Origin of the sequence: Pseudoalteromonas distincta (genome assembly GCF_000814675.1) — a bacterium.
GTDB lineage: Bacteria > Pseudomonadota > Gammaproteobacteria > Enterobacterales > Alteromonadaceae > Pseudoalteromonas > Pseudoalteromonas distincta.
Window position 1 is genome coordinate 1 of sequence record NZ_JWIG01000003.1, and the last position, 16,041, is coordinate 16,041.

A 16,041-nucleotide genomic window follows, 5' to 3' on the forward strand; every position below is an offset into this window, starting at 1 on the left:
GGTTTAACAGGCCTAAAGAATAATATCCTTTATCAAACATAGTCAGTGAATTATCTGGTGTACGTTCAATTAAACGCTCAGCTAATTTCATCTCGTTGGTTTTATAGTTATCAAACTCGCTACTGAGAAGTTGATGGCTGGTCAATTCCATATGACAGACCATGCGTATTTGAGGAAAGGCTGTATCACCGTATTGGTTGCTACCTGAAGAGAAGGCTTTACGATTATCAGGCGTGTCGGCTGTTCGCCACACAACACCGTCAACAGCTAATAGGTTCAAACCATTCCATGTTTCGAATGACTGTTGCTTATACATTGATTGAGCAGATTTATTGAAAACGTGTTTAACGGAATCATCACCTAACCTTTGTCTCGCCTGTACCATCGCACTTGGAGCAACGAGTTGGTTCTTGCCAGGTAACATGATATCTAGCTTATTAGCGATATTCCAAACTGATTCTTTTCGAAACAATGCCATGCCAATAACTGACCACAAAACGGCTTCAAGCGGTAATCTTCGCTTACGAACGGTTGCAATCCCTGCTTGTTGAAAACCTTGTTCAATGATTTCAGGGTCAAGAATTTCTGATAATTTTTCAAAGGTATGGTATCGGCTGCTTTCTTCAAGTGTTGCTTGCAGTGCTTGTTCTATATTCACAAAAAATCCGTAGTTAGTTTCCTAACTACGGATTTTGCATGATCGTTTGGATCGGTCAACCGGTCATTTTCTTAACTGATCGGCATTAGGCTAAATAGCCCTTTTTCTTATGTTTAAAACATTACTTTTCAGGCGGTCGATAACCTTCAATTTCTACATCTTTGTTTTCAAACAAAAAGCCAACCATTTGCTCTTCTAAAAATGTGCGGTGTTCTGGGTCCATCATATTTAAATGCTTTTCGTTAATAAGCATTGTTTGTTTATGTTGCCACTGAGCCCACGCTTCTTTAGAGATGTTATTAAAAATCTTTTCACCAATTTCACCAGGGTATAACTGAAAGCCAAGCCCTTCGGCTTCTTTTTGTAACTTTTGACAAAATACTGTACGTGCCATGATTGATTCTCTCTAACGCTAAATATGGGGCTATTCTATACTATTGCTGTAATTTGTTTAACCAACTTTTTAGTTGGCGCTGCTAGGCCAACCTCTATTGATTGATCAAGCGGATACCAGATTAATTGCTTATCGTTTACCACATCAGGAGTTTTCTTAACATTGAGCACATGCGGGTTAATCCTCAGCTCAAAATGTGAAAACACATGAATAAACGCTTCAAGCTCTACTAAACTAGCCTCTAGGCCTTGCTGAGCTAAAAACATTTGAAGCTCTTCGTACTCATTAAATTCAAAAAAGCCAAACAATCCGCCCCAAATACCGCTGTTAGGACGTTTTTCCATAAGCACTTTATCACCACACTGAATAATTAACTGATGACAACTCTTTTTAGGAACTGCTTTTTTAGGTTTTGAATGTGGAAACTCTTTTACTTTACCTGTATTAAAAGCACCACAGCCTGAGTTTAATGGGCAAGCCTCACAATCAAACCGGCTGCGTGAGCAAACGCTAGACCCTAAATCCATCATAGCTTGATTAAACTCAGTAACATTATCTTTAGGCGTTAACTGCTCTGATAAATGCCAAAGCTGGTTTTCGACCTTTTTAACGCCGTACCAGCCCTCAATCATAAAATAGCGCGCTAAAACTCGCTTCACGTTCCCATCTAAAATAGGGTGATGCTGCCCAAGCGACAATGATAAAACAGCCCCTGCAGTAGAGCGCCCTATTCCAGGTAAATCCATTACTTCATTGAGTGTTTTCGGAAACTCACCTTGGTATTTGTCACGCACTATTTTAGCTGTTTTGTGTAAGTTACGCGCACGAGCGTAATACCCTAAGCCGGTCCAGTGATGCAGTACTAAATCTTCATCAGCATCGGCTAAAGCGATAATATCTGGAAAGCTTTGCATAAATTTTTCAAAATATGGGATAACAGTAATAACTTGAGTTTGCTGCAGCATCACTTCAGACACCCACACTTTATAAGGTGTTTTACCCAACTGCCATGGAAGTGTTTTACGCCCATGAAGGTGATACCAATCAACAACTTGATTAGAAAACCAGTGTGACTGTTCTTTATTTAAATCCAACATATTGTACTTTTACTGATGCTCAATGGCGGCTCAGTCTATTGTAGTTAATAAAAAGATCAAGCTATAGGGCGTGTAAAACCAGCTAATACTTGTGATTGCGGCCTCGGTCAGGGATAATATGCAACCATTTTTAAACACATTGTTTTTGTCAGGCCAATAATATGAGTGAATCAAGCAACACTAACCTTGAGCAAGCTAAGCAAGAAGGTAAATACATCCGCACCATTCGCAGTTTTGTAAAACGCGAAGGTCGATTAACCAAAGGCCAAGCCGCTGCAATCGAAAAATGCTGGCCAACAATGGGCCTAGAGCATAAAAACGGTATGCTTGATTTAAGCGAAGTTTTTGGCAACAACAACGATGTAGTTGTAGAAATTGGTTTTGGTATGGGTAAGTCGCTTGTCGAAATGGCAACAAATGCCCCTCACCTAAACTTTATCGGTATTGAAGTACACCGCCCAGGCGTTGGTGCTTGTTTAATGGATGCCGATGAAGCAGGCATTACCAACTTACGTATTTTTGAACACGATGCAGTTGAAGTACTTGCAGATTGCATACCTAATGAAAGCTTAACAACACTACAACTATTTTTCCCTGACCCTTGGCATAAAAAGCGTCACCACAAACGCCGTATTGTACAAACTGAGTTTGTTGAAAAGCTAAGAGCCCAACTTAAAATGGGTGGCGTTTTTCATATGGCAACAGACTGGGAAAACTACGCAGAGCACATGCTCGAAGTGATGAATGTAGCTCCTGGTTTTAAAAACCAATCAGAAACAAATGATTATGTTCCACGTCCAGATTTACGCCCGCTTACTAAGTTTGAGCAGCGCGGACATCGCCTAGGTCATGGCGTGTGGGATTTAATGTTTGAGCGCACAGAATAATTAAATTTAATTACTCACTTTTACTTTTATAAAACTAAATATACTGTAAGGCAAAGCCATTTATGAGCGTACTAACCAACCCAAGTTTACTGTTACTTCGTAATAGCGAGGCACTAACGGGAAAATCTATCTTGGTGGTCAACTTTGTTCAAGATGGCTTTTTAACAGAGCTTAAAAGACTTAATCCGCAAAGCAAAGTAACTGCGTTTAGCTACAACCATGCTAACGGAGAGTTTGCTAAAAACACCAAAGATGTTGATGTTCATGTAAGCCACACAATACCTGGTAACGACTACGACTTAGTTATTCTTTACTACCCTAAATCAAAACCAGAGTTATTAATGGCACTTGATAATATTCGATCTGCTATTACTGATGATGCCGAAGTATTAGTAGTAGGTGAAAACAAAAGTGGTGTTAAGTCAATTGAAAAGCAATTAGCTGGTAAAGCTGAGTTTAGTAACAAGATTGATTCAGCTAAGCACTGCGTTCTTTACTCATTTGCTGAAATTTCTAAGCACCCTCACTTTGATATTACGACTTACCATAAAAAGTTTGTTGTTAATGTTGCCGACACTGAATTTACAGCTATTAGTGTTCCTGGGGTGTTTAATCACGGTAGTTTAGATATAGGAACGAAAGTTCTACTGGAAAACGCACCGACAATTAAGCAAGGCAAAGTTCTCGACTTTGGTTGTGGCGCTGGTTTAATAGCAACTTTTTTAGGGCTTCATAATCCAGCACTTGAGTTTGTGTGTAGTGATGTAAGTGCGCTGGCAACTTATGCAACACAGCAAACCCTAAAGCTTAACAACATCAATGGTGAGGCTTTATTAAGTGACGGCCTTAAAAGCATTAATGGCAAGTTTGATTTAATTATTAGCAATCCACCTTTTCATACTGGTATTGCAACCGACTACACAGTAGCAGAAACATTTTTAGCTAATGCAAAACAGCATTTAACTAAATTAGGGAAGCTAAATATTGTTGCTAACAGCTTTTTAAAGTACCCGCCTATTTTAGAAACTCAGTTTGAAAGCTATCAAACTGTATTTAAGAACAATAAATTTGCTGTATATAGCAGCTAATTTAAATTTGTAAAATGATTGAGCACAAACGTGCTCAAGCTAACTTTCGAATAAATATAAGAATTAATTTAGTTTTTTTCCTTCATTTTTCCACGTCTTTGCTAAACTAAAATTCTAAATAATTAAATTTAACTCAGGCGATAATGAAATAATGCCTAAAAAAGTTCATCAAAGTAGCATTCGAAAAGCACTCATTAATTTGATCATGCTTATTACAGCTATTTGCTTATCGTTATCTATTTCTATCTCTACGTATTTAAGCGTGAAAGAACAAAAGCAATTAATAGTTAATAAGCTTGTTATTCTTTCTGAAATTGTAGCTTTTGATGCTGGGCAATCGGTAATTGAAGATGATCGTAAAACAGAAGAAAAACGCCTCAAGTCATTTGAAAAGATCCCTCTTGTAAAAAACATACATATTTACTCAATAGAAAAAGCATCCCAAAAGCCTGTTTTCTTTATTAGCTTTAATGCTAAAAAAACACCTCCTGTGCCATTGAGAATAGACAGTGTAGAAGAGCTAAAAACACCACGAATTACGAATGACCATATTGAGCTAACCCGCCCTATTTACGATAACGAACAAGTAGTAGGTTATGTGTATATGCGAGGAAGCCTCGAGAGTTTAGAGGTTTATATTGAGAGAAAAATATTAATAGACGTGTTATTAACATTATTAATTCTGGCGGTTGTTTACTTTATTGCTATTAAAGTTCAACGACGTATAGCTAAGCCAATAGAGCAATTAAGCGTGTTATTGCAGGATGTGTCTAAAAATCATAACTACGATGCACGCGCACCAGTAACTGATGTAAAAGAAATAAGTGCTCTTTCAAATAGTTTAAATATCATGCTTACGCGTACAAAAAAACAACTTGAACGCCACGAAAAAGATAAGCAAGAAATCAAACAACTAAACCTAAGCCTTGAAGAAAAAGTAAACCAACGAACAATCGCCCTTAGAGAGGCAAATCAAGAGCTTTTATCAACTCTTGAGCGGATGCATCAATACCAAACACAAATTGTTGAAAACGAAAAAATGGCATCTTTAGGGCAAATGGTTGCAGGTGTTGCCCATGAAGTTAACACACCAATAGGGCTAGGTATTACAGGTTCTACGTTACTTAGAGATAAACTAGCAGACATACAGCAAAGCTTTGATGACAAAAAACTGACCTCAAGCCATCTAAAACGCTTTATAGATGAAGGTATTGAAAACTTAGATTTAATTTACCGCAACTTAAATCGTGCAGCAGACCTTATATCTAACTTTAAAAAAGTAGCGGTTATTCAAGACGACGGTGTAAATACCTATATTAATGTGCACAAATTAATAAGTGATGTTTTAACATCGATTCAATCTGAATTATTGCCCAAAAAGCCTGTTGTAACTATTAACTGTCCGACCGACTTGGCTATTCATAGTAAGTCTGAACCTCTACAACAAGTTTTTCAGCAGTTACTTATGAACTCTGTAATTCATGGATTTATAGGTAAAGAAAACAATGAAATTCGCTTTGACGTAGAACTCGTCGGGAAAAAATTAACAATCGTTTATTCTGACAATGGTCAGGGCGTTGACAAAAACATTAAAAATAGAATTTTTGACCCATTCGTAACTTCAAAGCGCGGGCAAGGCGCAAGTGGCTTAGGCATGCACTTAGTTTATAACCTAGTAACACAAGCACTTGGCGGAAGAGTGATGTTTGATCTTGAAGAAAAACGCGGTGCTCGCTTTATAATTACTATTCCTTAAATAAAGATCATTAAAAAGTGCATATATTTAAAATTTGTCCTTGAATTAGCATTTAATGACCTCATTAATGAGGCATGTGATAAGTGCGTAACATTATTTAATTGCTTTAAATAAATATTACCAAGCGATTTATGAACTTTTTTATCTTTGCTGTATCACATACATTGATGAAAGGTTAAAAGGTTAAAAAGTGATATAGTTTTGCTTTGAATTAGTCTGATTATTTTAAGTACCTTGTTTAATTGAATGATATGTCAATTATCAAAGGAAAATGGCTTCGACTTTATGATTCAAATAGCTACATCCATGTATATATCAATTAAACAGTAGTTTTTGCACTGCCCTTTTTAGTAGACTTTGGACACCCTACTGTTTTATTTTTATCCAATTTGTTTTTTCCTTGTTAACAAATGGGTATAATCCTATAATCTCTAGTAATCGGTTATAAATTAGTCACCGATTTTTTATAAATAATATATTCCAAAAGGTTAATTAATAATGCAAACGCCAGTCATTCTAATCGTAGAAGATGAAGACGTAACTCGACTGAACCTAGTTAGTTTATTTGAAGCTGAAGGGTACAAAGTTATTGAAGCCATTGATGGCGATGATATGCATGACAAGCTTACAAATAACGATGACGTTAATCTTGTAGTTATGGATATCAACCTTCCTGGTAAAAACGGTCTTATTTTAGCCCGTGAATTACGCCAAAAGCGTAAAGTAGGTCTTATATTCCTAACTGGTCGTGACAACGATGTTGACCGTATTTTAGGTCTTGAAATTGGCGCGGATGACTACGTTACTAAACCATTCAACCCGCGTGAATTAACTATCAGAGCTCGCAACCTTATTACTCGTACTGCCTTAGGTGGTGAAGAGTCAGCACTAGAAACAAATGGTGTTATTACGTTTAATGGTTGGGAACTTGATGAAAACAGCCGTTGTCTTACTTCTCCAAATGGCGACGCTAAACGTTTACCTAAAGGTGAGTACAGAGCACTTCGTTTAATGCTTGATTCTCCAGGTCGCATTTTCAGCCGTGAGCAATTAATTAAGCATATGACAGGCCGTGAGCTTCGCGCAAATGACCGTACTGTTGACGTTACTATTCGTCGCATTCGTAAGCATTTTGAAAGTGATAACTCAACGTCTGAGTTAATCAGCACCATCCATGGTGAAGGTTACCGTTTCATTGGTAAAATTGACGCTTAATTAGAGCTAATTAGTTTCACTCTAATTGCTGTAAAAATAAATGAAGGGCTTTTTGTCCTTCATTTATTTTATCTGCCAGAATATCTAACCACTGCTTTAACACCTCATCAGATTCATCAATAGCACCATGTTCCATTATTTTGGCATGAAGCTGCACATCATTAAGACCTACTGAGCCAGCCGCCCCTTTGAGTTTATGCGCTACTGATTCATACTCTTCTCTATCACCAGTATTTAATGAAGTAAGTAACTCTTGCTGATATTGTGGACTTAGCTTTTCGAATAGCTGACTACTGCGTCTAAACACAACTAAGCCCATTGAATTGACAAAGTCTTCTATTGTTTCTATATCTAATAAGTGTGCATCAATGCCTTTAAGGGCTTCTTCACTTACTTTCAACAGTGGCTCTGTGCATTCACTTTGCTTAATTCCAAATAAATCGGCCAGCATTTTATCAAGCTTCACTGTGTTAATTGGTTTAGCAAGCGCCCCTTGTATTGATATGCCTTCAAGCTCTTCTTCAGCACTGCGAACATTGGCCGTTAGCGCTACAATGGGTAATTTATCAAAGTGACTATCTGAGCGTATTTGCTTGGCAACTACATCACCATTTATATCAGGCAATTGCATATCAAGTAATACTAAATCTAAGTCATCTTCGGTTTCGACAAACGAGAGTGCATCTTCACCGGTTTCAGCCCACAACACCTCATGCCCGCGTTGCTCTAATAAGTTTGTGGCAATTTCGGCATTTAGAGGTACATCTTCTACTAGTAAAATATACAAACCTCGACCAACATAACTTTGCTCTGTTGGTGCCACACATAAACTAAGCGGTATTTGAACTGTAAAGCAACTTCCTTCGCCCTCAGTACTATTTACTGTAATTATCCCTTTCATCGCACTTACAAGCGCCTTAGTTACAGCCAAACCAATACCGGAACCTATTGCGTTAGTTCCTTTTAAATCTGGCGCTTTGTAATACATATCAAATATGTGAGCAAGCTGCTCTGGCGGAATACCTTGGCCGGTATCCGATACTTTCATAACTAACCATGGGCCTTCAACTCTGTTTTCTCGGCTACATTCAAGTGTTACCTTTCCTTGCTGTGTAAACTTAACGGCGTTATTAATTAAGTTCCAAACAACTTGGCGTAAGCGAGTTGGGTCGAGCTGTGCGTAAATATCCAGCACCCCATTGCGCTTAATATCAAACTCTAGCTCTTTTTGCTCCGCGATTAAGCCCGCAAAGTTAACAACGTCATTTATAAAGTCTGACACATTAATAGAGTTGGTCACTATATCGAGCTGATCTCTATCTATTTTGTCTAAATCAATAATATCGTTAAAAATATTGCCGAGCGTTTCAGCACTCGAAAATATAGTATTACCCCAACTACGCTGCTGTTTGTTTAAGTCAGTATCAAGCAGCATTCGTGTTAAACCAACAATACCATTGAGCGGTGTACGTAGTTCATGGCTTAATGTAGCAATAAACTTACCTTTGTCTTTATAGGCCGTTTCGAGCGCTTGAGCGGCCTCCTTACGACTTGTGATATCACGACCAAAGCCCAGTAGACCAATGTAATCACCTTCATCATTTATAAAAGGTAATTTACGCAGCTCAAACCAACGCGTTTCGCCATTTACTTCATAGCCCACATCAATGGTTAGTGCTTTATGGCTTTGCTCTACTTCTTTATCGGTTTTCAAAACTTCAGATAAAAAGTGACTAGGGAATATTTGCTCAACCGTTTTGCCAATTAATTCGCTACTTGATTTGCCCATTACTTCTTCAAACATTTTATTACAACCAGCAAACACGCCATTGTTATCGCGGTAATAAAATAAATCAGGAGATGAATCAACTATTGAGCGCTGCAGCATGCTTTGTTGAGCAAGTTCTTGTTGTGTTTTTTTACGCTCAGCAATTTCTCGACGTAGCTCTTCAATAGCGCGGTGCTTAGCATGAAATGCCATTTTACGCTCATCAATTTCGATATTTAGACGGTTGATGTTATCTTTTAGGGTTTGATTTAAAAGCTTTTCTTGTTTGGTGGCGCTGTCTAAATAAGCATATGAGGCATCTAGTTGTCGAATTGAATTAAGCAACACACTTATTATTAAAGGAGAAACTACAGCCGTAAAAAATACCACGGCTAAAATATCAACAAGGTGTAATTCGCCTATCGCCACATAATAAAACATGCTCGATAAAATAAGAGATACAGTTAAAAATAAAGTGTAACAAATAGCAGCGGTTTTAAATTCACCAAATCGCGTTATTGAGCTGGAAAGTACCCGAGCCCAAGGGCTCAAAGAATAATCGGTCATACGTAATTTTATCTCTTAGCTGTGTACTTAATATAAAGAAGGCAATGCGTATGTATAAACATACCATTTTCCCAGATTTTAGCATTTTTCTCCTACCACTACTCACGTTGTGCGATAAAAACAGAATTTTTCATGTTTGATTTAGCTCATCTATTAAACTCATCATTTCAGCAATAAATTATTTAGTGTAAAATGCCCCGCTTTATTATCCCCAAAATACGAGTAGCGCACATGCAAACCAATATGCCAGATATAGCAGACACTGCACCCGCTTTACAAACAGGTAAATTAGACTGGGTTGGCATGGGCGAAATAGAACTGCCATTTATTTTTGAATCCCGAGACTTATCTCCAGTTACAGTAAACGCCAAAGCTCGTGCATTTGTAAATTTACATAAAGAAGATGCCAAAGGCATTCATATGTCACGTCTATTTTTGGCACTTGACCTGCTTTCAACCGAGCAGCAAGTCAATCCGCAAACAATAGCGCAGGCACTCGATACCTTTATAACTAGCCATGAAGGGCTGAGCGATAAAGCGCAAATTGAATTTAAATTTGAATTACCGCTCCGCCGTAAGTCACTATTAAGTGGTAAAGCGGGCTGGAAAAGCTACCCAGTTGTACTGACCAGTACAATTGAAAATAACGTTATTAGCTACGAGCTAACCGTAGATGTTACTTATTCTTCAACGTGCCCATGCTCTGCTGCACTTGCGCGCCAGCTTATACAAAACGCGTTTAACGAAAAGTTTAACCAAGAAACGTTAAGCCAAAAAGATGTGCACGAATGGCTAGGCACAACACAAGGCATTGTAGCTACTCCCCACTCGCAGCGCTCTATTGCCAACGTAAAAGTAAAGCTTGATAGCAACATTCAAGAATTTGACGTGGTTACGCTAATTAACACTCTTGAAGCTGAGCTTAAAACACCAGTACAAGCAGCAGTAAAACGTGAAGATGAGCAAGAGTTTGCTCGTTTGAATGGTCAAAACCTTATGTTTTGTGAAGACGCAGCGCGTAAAATTAAAGCATTGCTAGAGGCAAACAATTACAGTGATTATTGGCTGCAAATAAACCACTATGAGTCACTGCATGCGCACGATGCTGTAGCTATTGCAGTAAAAGGTATTAAAGGAGGCTACAAAGCTTAATCGCTGTGTAGCTATTGCTTGTAAATCAGTCGGTAATTATTTTATAACCCATACTTTTTAGGCACGTAAATTGCTTTATTTGAGCAGTGTCAATTTGTTGTTATGGAGTTACCGTATGGAATTCGCTTTATTATTAATCCTAGTATTAGTTGTCGGGGCCTCTGTTGTTGCGTCAAAATTTAATGACGATGGCGGAAACCCGTATCCTTTTACTCGCAAGCAAACTGTTTTTACGCAGGTTGAAGGCGCTTTTTTAAATCTTCTCGAGCGTGCTGTTGGCGATCAATATAAAATTGTTAGTCGCGTTAAGTTAATCGACGTTATTGACTGTAAGCAAGGCCTTTCAGTAAAGTCTAAACGTGCTGCTTTAGCTAAAGCTAAAAATAAGCAACTCGACTTTGTATTAATCGATAAAGAAAAACTAACAATCATTGCTGCTGTTGACCTAGTTAACAATGCCAACAAAGATGGCCACAAAGCTCAACGCGACTGGTTTGTAAACGGTGCACTAGAGTCTGCGGGCATTCCACATATTCGTATGAAAGTTAAATCGGGCTACCGCCCTTCTGAAGTACGCGATGCAATTATGTTTAAACTTGGTAAGCCTGCAGCAACACAAACTCAGCGCCCTGTTCGTAATCGCTCACATAAGCCAGCGGTACTTTCACCTTCTCAAGCTAAAGCGCAAACCACGGCGTTAGCTGAAATTTAAAAAACGAATTAAATACTCTCCTAAAAAGTATTTAAAGCGAGCTCATAAACAAGCTCGCTTTTTTGTTTTTTATTGCTAACTTCACGTATAATCAAGTGATTCAAACTCAGGAATTAAACTTTATGAATGTTGGTATTATTGGCGCAATGGAGCCAGAAGTTAAAATTTTACGTGAAGCTATGCAAAACCCACAAATTTTAACTAAAGCAGGTTTCACTTTTTATACTGGCGAGTTGGCTGGTAACACGGTGACACTTGTTCAATCTGGTATTGGTAAAGTCGCATCAACTATTGCAACTACCTTACTTATCGATAACTTCAAACCTGATTGCATAATTAACACAGGCTCAGCCGGTGGATTCGATCCTTCTCTTAGTGTTGGCGATGTCGTAATTTCGTCAGAAGTACGTCACCACGATGTAGACGTAACTGCTTTTGGCTACGAAATTGGCCAAGTACCACAAATGCCGGCAGGCTTTGCAGCACACCCTAAATTAGTTGAAGCAGCACAGCAAACTATCGAACAAATCAGTGATGTTAAAACACTCGTTGGCTTAATTTGTACTGGTGACACATTTATGTGTGACCCTATACGCATTGATAAAGCACGTAGTGATTTTCCTACAATGCTTGCTGTTGAAATGGAAGGCGCTTCAATTGCGCAAACGTGTTTTACGCTAAACACACCATTTGTTGTAATTCGCTCAATGTCTGATATTGCTGGTAAAGAGTCACCACAATCATTTGAAGAATACCTAGAAACAGCATCAATCAACTCATCTAAAATGGTTGTTGCACTTTTAGAAAAGCTTACAGCAGTATCTCTGTAAATGCTTAGCAATATTGTTCAAAATCACTTGGACTTTATTGCCTTTATACTAGCGCTCCTTGCTGAGCGCTTTATTCCCCTTATTAGCTGGTATCATCCTAATACGGCGTTAAATGCTGTTTTTAGTGCTATTGGCAAACGTATATACAAAAGCAAAGAACCTAAAAGCTATCAATATTTGGCAGCTATACTCGCAAGCTCACTTATTTTAAGTGTCATTCTCATTATTGTAGTGTTACTACTCGAGTTTGCTTTTTATCCTGAATTACTCGCTGGCCTTATTTTATACTTATGCTTAGAAAGTAAGAGCATTGATAAAAAAGCACTTCGCATTGCAAAGCTAACTAAACAAAATCAAAAATCCACAGCGCGCGAATTACTAAAGCCACTGCTTGCCCGTGAAGTTAATAGGCTTTCATCTGCTGGTATTATCAAAGCATTAATTGAGAGCTTAATACTGCGCACCGCTCGATACTATTTCGTAGTCATATTTATATTTTTAGCATTTGGCCCTATAGCTGCCCTTGCCTATCGGTTACTTACCTTAATACAACAAGCATGGCGTAGTGATATCCCCCCAAATAGTTACTTTTTAAAACCGCTTAAAACACTCTTGTTTATTATTGAATATATTCCGATGCGCTTACTCGCTTTAACTATTGCAGCAAGTCGAGCAAGCAAACAAAGCATGCATTTTATAAAGCATTATGGCAGGCATTTTTATCAAACAAATACAGGCTGGCTCTTAAGCACATGTTCTGCATCGCTTGGCGTGCAGCTGGGCGGGCCTGCAGTTTATTTAGGTACTCGCTTTAATAAAATGCGTATTGGTACTGATAGACTACCTACACCCGAGGATGTACCTGTAATAATTAATAGGTTAAATCAGGCCCGTGTATTTTGGTTGTTAGTAATAGCCAGCATTGAAATATTAAAATTGATTTAAAGGGCTCAAAATACGAGCACAAAAAAAACCAGCCGAGGCTGGTTTTTTAGTTTTTAAACTGTGCTTAAGCTACAGTGATGTTTGCAAACTTACGTTTACCTACTTGGTAAATAGCCGTTGTGCCTTTTGCTATTTCAAGTTTGGTATCAGTGATTTTATCTTCACCGTTAAGTTTAACTGCACCTTGCTTAATCATACGCATTGCTTCTGATGTACTTACTACTAAATTTGCTTCTTTAAGCAAGTTAGCAATTAAAATAGTATCTTCTGCGATAGTGATTGTTAGCTCTGGGATTTCATCTGGTAACGCTTTTTTCTGAAAACGCTGAATAAAATCATCATGTGCACCTTGTGCATCAGCTTCACTATGAAAACGAGCAATTAGCTCTTTAGCTAGTTCAATTTTAATATCGCGCGGATTCGTACCTTGCTCAACACGTTCTTTTTGAGCTGCAATTTCTTCAATAGAAAGCGCACTTAATAAGTCGTAGTAACGCCACATTAGCACATCACTAATTGACATTATTTTACCAAACATATCGTTAGGCGCATCAGTAATACCAATGTAGTTACCAAGCGACTTAGACATTTTTTGAACGCCGTCAGTACCTTCAAGTAATGGCATCATTAATACTGTTTGCGGCTTTTGACCTTCTACTTTTTGTAGCTCACGGCCCATTAACAAATTAAAGCGCTGATCAGTACCACCTAGTTCAACATCTGACTCTAGTGCAACCGAATCCCAACCTTGTACCAGTGGATATAAAAACTCATGAATTGCAATTGGTTGGCCGCTTCCGTAACGCTTTTTAAAGTCATCACGTTCAAGCATACGTGCTACGGTTTGGTTTGCAGCAAGTTTAATCATGCCTGCAGCGCCTAACTTTTCCATCCAAGTAGAGTTAAATGCAACAGTGGTCTTAGCAGGATCTAGAATTTTGAATACTTGTTCTTTATATGTTTCGGCATTGGCTAGTACGTCTTCACGAGTAAGTGGTTTACGCGTTACGTTTTTCCCCGTTGGGTCACCAATCATGCCAGTAAAGTCACCAATTAAGAAAATAACCTCATGACCTAAATCCTGAAAGGTTTTCATTTTATTAATTAGTACAGTGTGTCCTAAGTGTAAATCAGGCGCTGTAGGATCAAAGCCTGCTTTTATTTTTAGCTTCTTGCCCGACTTTAGTTTTTCAACTAGTTCGTCTTCAATTAATATTTCTTCTGCACCGCGTTTTATCTCTGCTAGAGCGGTTTGTAAATCCACTGTGTATTACTCCAAAATTCTGCCGACGAAGGGGCGACTAGTTACTTGCGTAGTCACGGTTTAATAAAGGTTTAAACCGAATAAATAGATGTAGCTAACATAACAAATTTCTACCTAATTAAAACAACTTTTTAAGTGATTCATGCAACTAAACTAAATCAATTGAGTCTTAGCTAGGTAGAGCGTTAAAAAAGGCTTTCTAAGCCCGATTTTAGCGTAGTTTAAGGTCAGTTTAAATCTACAAAACACTAGTATTCGTACATTATTAAGTATATCCTGCAATATTATGTATTTATTATCTTGACAGCAGAAAAAGGCACGTTATGGTTCACGTGGTTCACACGCTCCCCAAAAAACACAAATTGCTTATTCTAGGTTTGGTTTCTGCTATTGTTGGCTTAGCCTTTCTTCCTTCTGAAAAAGCCACTGCATCCAAAGACAATAGTGCAAATGCACTAGAAATTGGTAAGCGCTATGAGTTACAAGTTAAAGTTGATAACAACGAAAAATTAACTGAGTTAAATTCAGAGCAAGCAGCAGAAAAGTTACCAGAATACGACTTTGTCGATCATAAAGTTAAAAATGGCGACAATTTAGCAATTATCTTTAAGCGTGCTGGTTTTTCGGCTCAAACGCTTCATAAACTAATTAACACTAATGCAGAGACTCGCAAACTGACTAAAATTCACCCAGGTGAAATACTTAGTTTTGCGACAGCTGAAGATGGCTCCTTAGCTCAACTGCGCTATGTGATTTCAAAAACCGATACTTTATTTGTTACCTTAAACGAAGAAGGTAACTACGATACAGCTATTGATAGCAAAGAAATTGAAACGCTAACCAAAACCGCTGGCGGCGAAATATCTAATAACTTTTGGACTTCAGCAATTGCAGCAGGTTTAAGCGAACGCCAAATAATGAACTTTGCTGACATATTTGGTTGGGATGTTGATTTTGCAAACGACATTCGTAAAGGCGATGTATTTGGCTTAATTTACGAGTCTCACTATGTTGATGGCGAGTTTATTGGTACAGGTAAAATTATTGCAGCTGAATTTGTAAACCAAGGTCAGCGCTTTGCAGCTATTCGCCATACCGACGGCAATTTTTATACGCCTGAAGGGCGTAGCATGAAAAAAGCATTTTTACGTGCACCTGTAAGCTTTAAGTATATTAGTTCGAGCTTTAATCCTCGCCGTTTACACCCTGTTACTGGGCAAGTTAGAGCGCACCGTGGTATCGACTTTGCAGCACGCACTGGCACACCAGTTGTTGCATCTGGTAACGGTAAAGTAATTAAAGCCGGTTACAGCAAGTACAACGGTAACTACGTATTTATTAGCCATGGCACGCAATATGTAACTAAGTACTTACACCTAAATAAGAAGCTAGTTAAAACGGGCCAAAAAGTTAAACAGGGCCAACAAATTGGTACTGTAGGTTCTACAGGTCGTGTTACTGGTGCACATTTACACTATGAATTTTTAGTAAATGGCGTTCACCGTAATCCTAAAACTGTAAAACTTCCTAAGTCAGAGCCATTACCTCGCTCAGAACTTGCCAAGTTTAAGCCTATTGCTGATAACTTTATAGCCCAGCTTGAGCGCAATCGCGAGCTACAGTTAGCACTTAAATAAAGTTTATTAATAAACATTAAAAAAGCCTTTGCAGGTTTAACCTGCAAAGGCTTTTTTGTATACGCTATAAA

Annotated in this window: 14 protein-coding genes; 9 read left to right on the forward strand and 5 right to left on the reverse strand. The window is 38.2% G+C overall.

All coding sequences use genetic code 11. The annotated features are described in order from the left end of the window. The 3 genes from QT16_RS04130 to mutY form a co-directional block, all read right to left on the reverse strand. Positions 1–652 (reverse strand): IS4 family transposase (locus tag QT16_RS04130; RefSeq protein ID WP_238719420.1); only part of this gene is annotated, 652 nt, incomplete at its 3' end. Between the two features lie 127 nt (positions 653–779). Beyond that, positions 780–1,052, reverse strand: a complete 273-nt coding sequence (locus QT16_RS04135) for an oxidative damage protection protein (RefSeq protein ID WP_002962543.1) — start codon at positions 1,050–1,052, stop codon at positions 780–782. Between the two features lie 35 nt (positions 1,053–1,087). Then, positions 1,088–2,149 (reverse strand): A/G-specific adenine glycosylase, encoded by a 1,062-nt coding sequence (mutY, locus tag QT16_RS04140; protein ID WP_039486369.1) that lies wholly within the window; start codon positions 2,147–2,149, stop codon positions 1,088–1,090. Between the two features lie 161 nt (positions 2,150–2,310). Here mutY and trmB point away from each other — a divergent pair, with 161 nt between their 5' ends. The 4 genes from trmB to arcA all read left to right on the forward strand — a co-directional run bounded on the left by trmB (position 2,311) and on the right by arcA (position 7,095). Then, positions 2,311–3,036 (forward strand): tRNA (guanosine(46)-N7)-methyltransferase TrmB, encoded by a 726-nt coding sequence (gene trmB / locus QT16_RS04145; protein ID WP_007582957.1) that lies wholly within the window; start codon positions 2,311–2,313, stop codon positions 3,034–3,036. A gap of 62 nt (positions 3,037–3,098) precedes the next feature. Next, on the forward strand, positions 3,099–4,124 hold the full coding sequence (gene rsmC, locus QT16_RS04150) for a 16S rRNA (guanine(1207)-N(2))-methyltransferase RsmC (protein ID WP_039486374.1): 1,026 nt from the start codon (positions 3,099–3,101) through the stop codon (positions 4,122–4,124). A 151-nt stretch (positions 4,125–4,275) separates the two neighbouring features. After that, positions 4,276–5,880, forward strand: a complete 1,605-nt coding sequence (locus QT16_RS04155; protein ID WP_039486377.1) for a sensor histidine kinase — start codon at positions 4,276–4,278, stop codon at positions 5,878–5,880. Positions 5,881–6,378: 498 nt separating this feature from the next. Further along, positions 6,379–7,095: a two-component system response regulator ArcA gene (gene arcA, locus QT16_RS04160; RefSeq protein ID WP_002962549.1), complete on the forward strand. Its 717-nt coding sequence runs from the start codon at positions 6,379–6,381 to the stop codon at positions 7,093–7,095. A 16-nt stretch (positions 7,096–7,111) separates the two neighbouring features. Here arcA and arcB read toward each other — a convergent pair whose 3' ends face one another. Further along, positions 7,112–9,430, reverse strand: a complete 2,319-nt coding sequence (gene arcB / locus QT16_RS04165; protein WP_039486381.1) for an aerobic respiration two-component sensor histidine kinase ArcB — start codon at positions 9,428–9,430, stop codon at positions 7,112–7,114. A gap of 231 nt (positions 9,431–9,661) precedes the next feature. Here arcB and folE2 point away from each other — a divergent pair, with 231 nt between their 5' ends. The 4 genes from folE2 to QT16_RS04185 all read left to right on the forward strand — a co-directional run bounded on the left by folE2 (position 9,662) and on the right by QT16_RS04185 (position 13,069). Further along, positions 9,662–10,582 carry a GTP cyclohydrolase FolE2 gene (gene folE2, locus QT16_RS04170; protein ID WP_002962551.1) on the forward strand — a complete coding sequence of 307 codons (921 nt, stop codon included), beginning with the start codon at positions 9,662–9,664 and terminating at the stop codon, positions 10,580–10,582. Positions 10,583–10,697: 115 nt separating this feature from the next. Next, positions 10,698–11,294, forward strand: a complete 597-nt coding sequence (locus QT16_RS04175; protein ID WP_002962552.1) for a DUF2726 domain-containing protein — start codon at positions 10,698–10,700, stop codon at positions 11,292–11,294. 122 nt (positions 11,295–11,416) lie between these two features. After that, on the forward strand, positions 11,417–12,124 hold the full coding sequence (gene mtnN / locus QT16_RS04180; RefSeq protein WP_024597687.1) for a 5'-methylthioadenosine/S-adenosylhomocysteine nucleosidase: 708 nt from the start codon (positions 11,417–11,419) through the stop codon (positions 12,122–12,124). Further along, the gene (locus QT16_RS04185; RefSeq protein ID WP_002962555.1) at positions 12,125–13,069 is read left to right on the forward strand and encodes a cobalamin biosynthesis protein CobD/CbiB; all 945 of its coding nucleotides are present in this window, start codon (positions 12,125–12,127) and stop codon (positions 13,067–13,069) included. A 64-nt stretch (positions 13,070–13,133) separates the two neighbouring features. Here QT16_RS04185 and tyrS read toward each other — a convergent pair whose 3' ends face one another. Beyond that, positions 13,134–14,333 carry a tyrosine--tRNA ligase gene (gene tyrS, locus QT16_RS04190; RefSeq protein WP_007585427.1) on the reverse strand — a complete coding sequence of 400 codons (1,200 nt, stop codon included), beginning with the start codon at positions 14,331–14,333 and terminating at the stop codon, positions 13,134–13,136. 323 nt (positions 14,334–14,656) lie between these two features. On the opposite strand from tyrS, the gene QT16_RS04195 reads away from it, so the two are divergent. Then, the gene (locus QT16_RS04195) at positions 14,657–15,970 is read left to right on the forward strand and encodes a peptidoglycan DD-metalloendopeptidase family protein (protein ID WP_024597684.1); all 1,314 of its coding nucleotides are present in this window, start codon (positions 14,657–14,659) and stop codon (positions 15,968–15,970) included. The last annotated feature ends 71 nt before the right edge of the window (positions 15,971–16,041 follow it).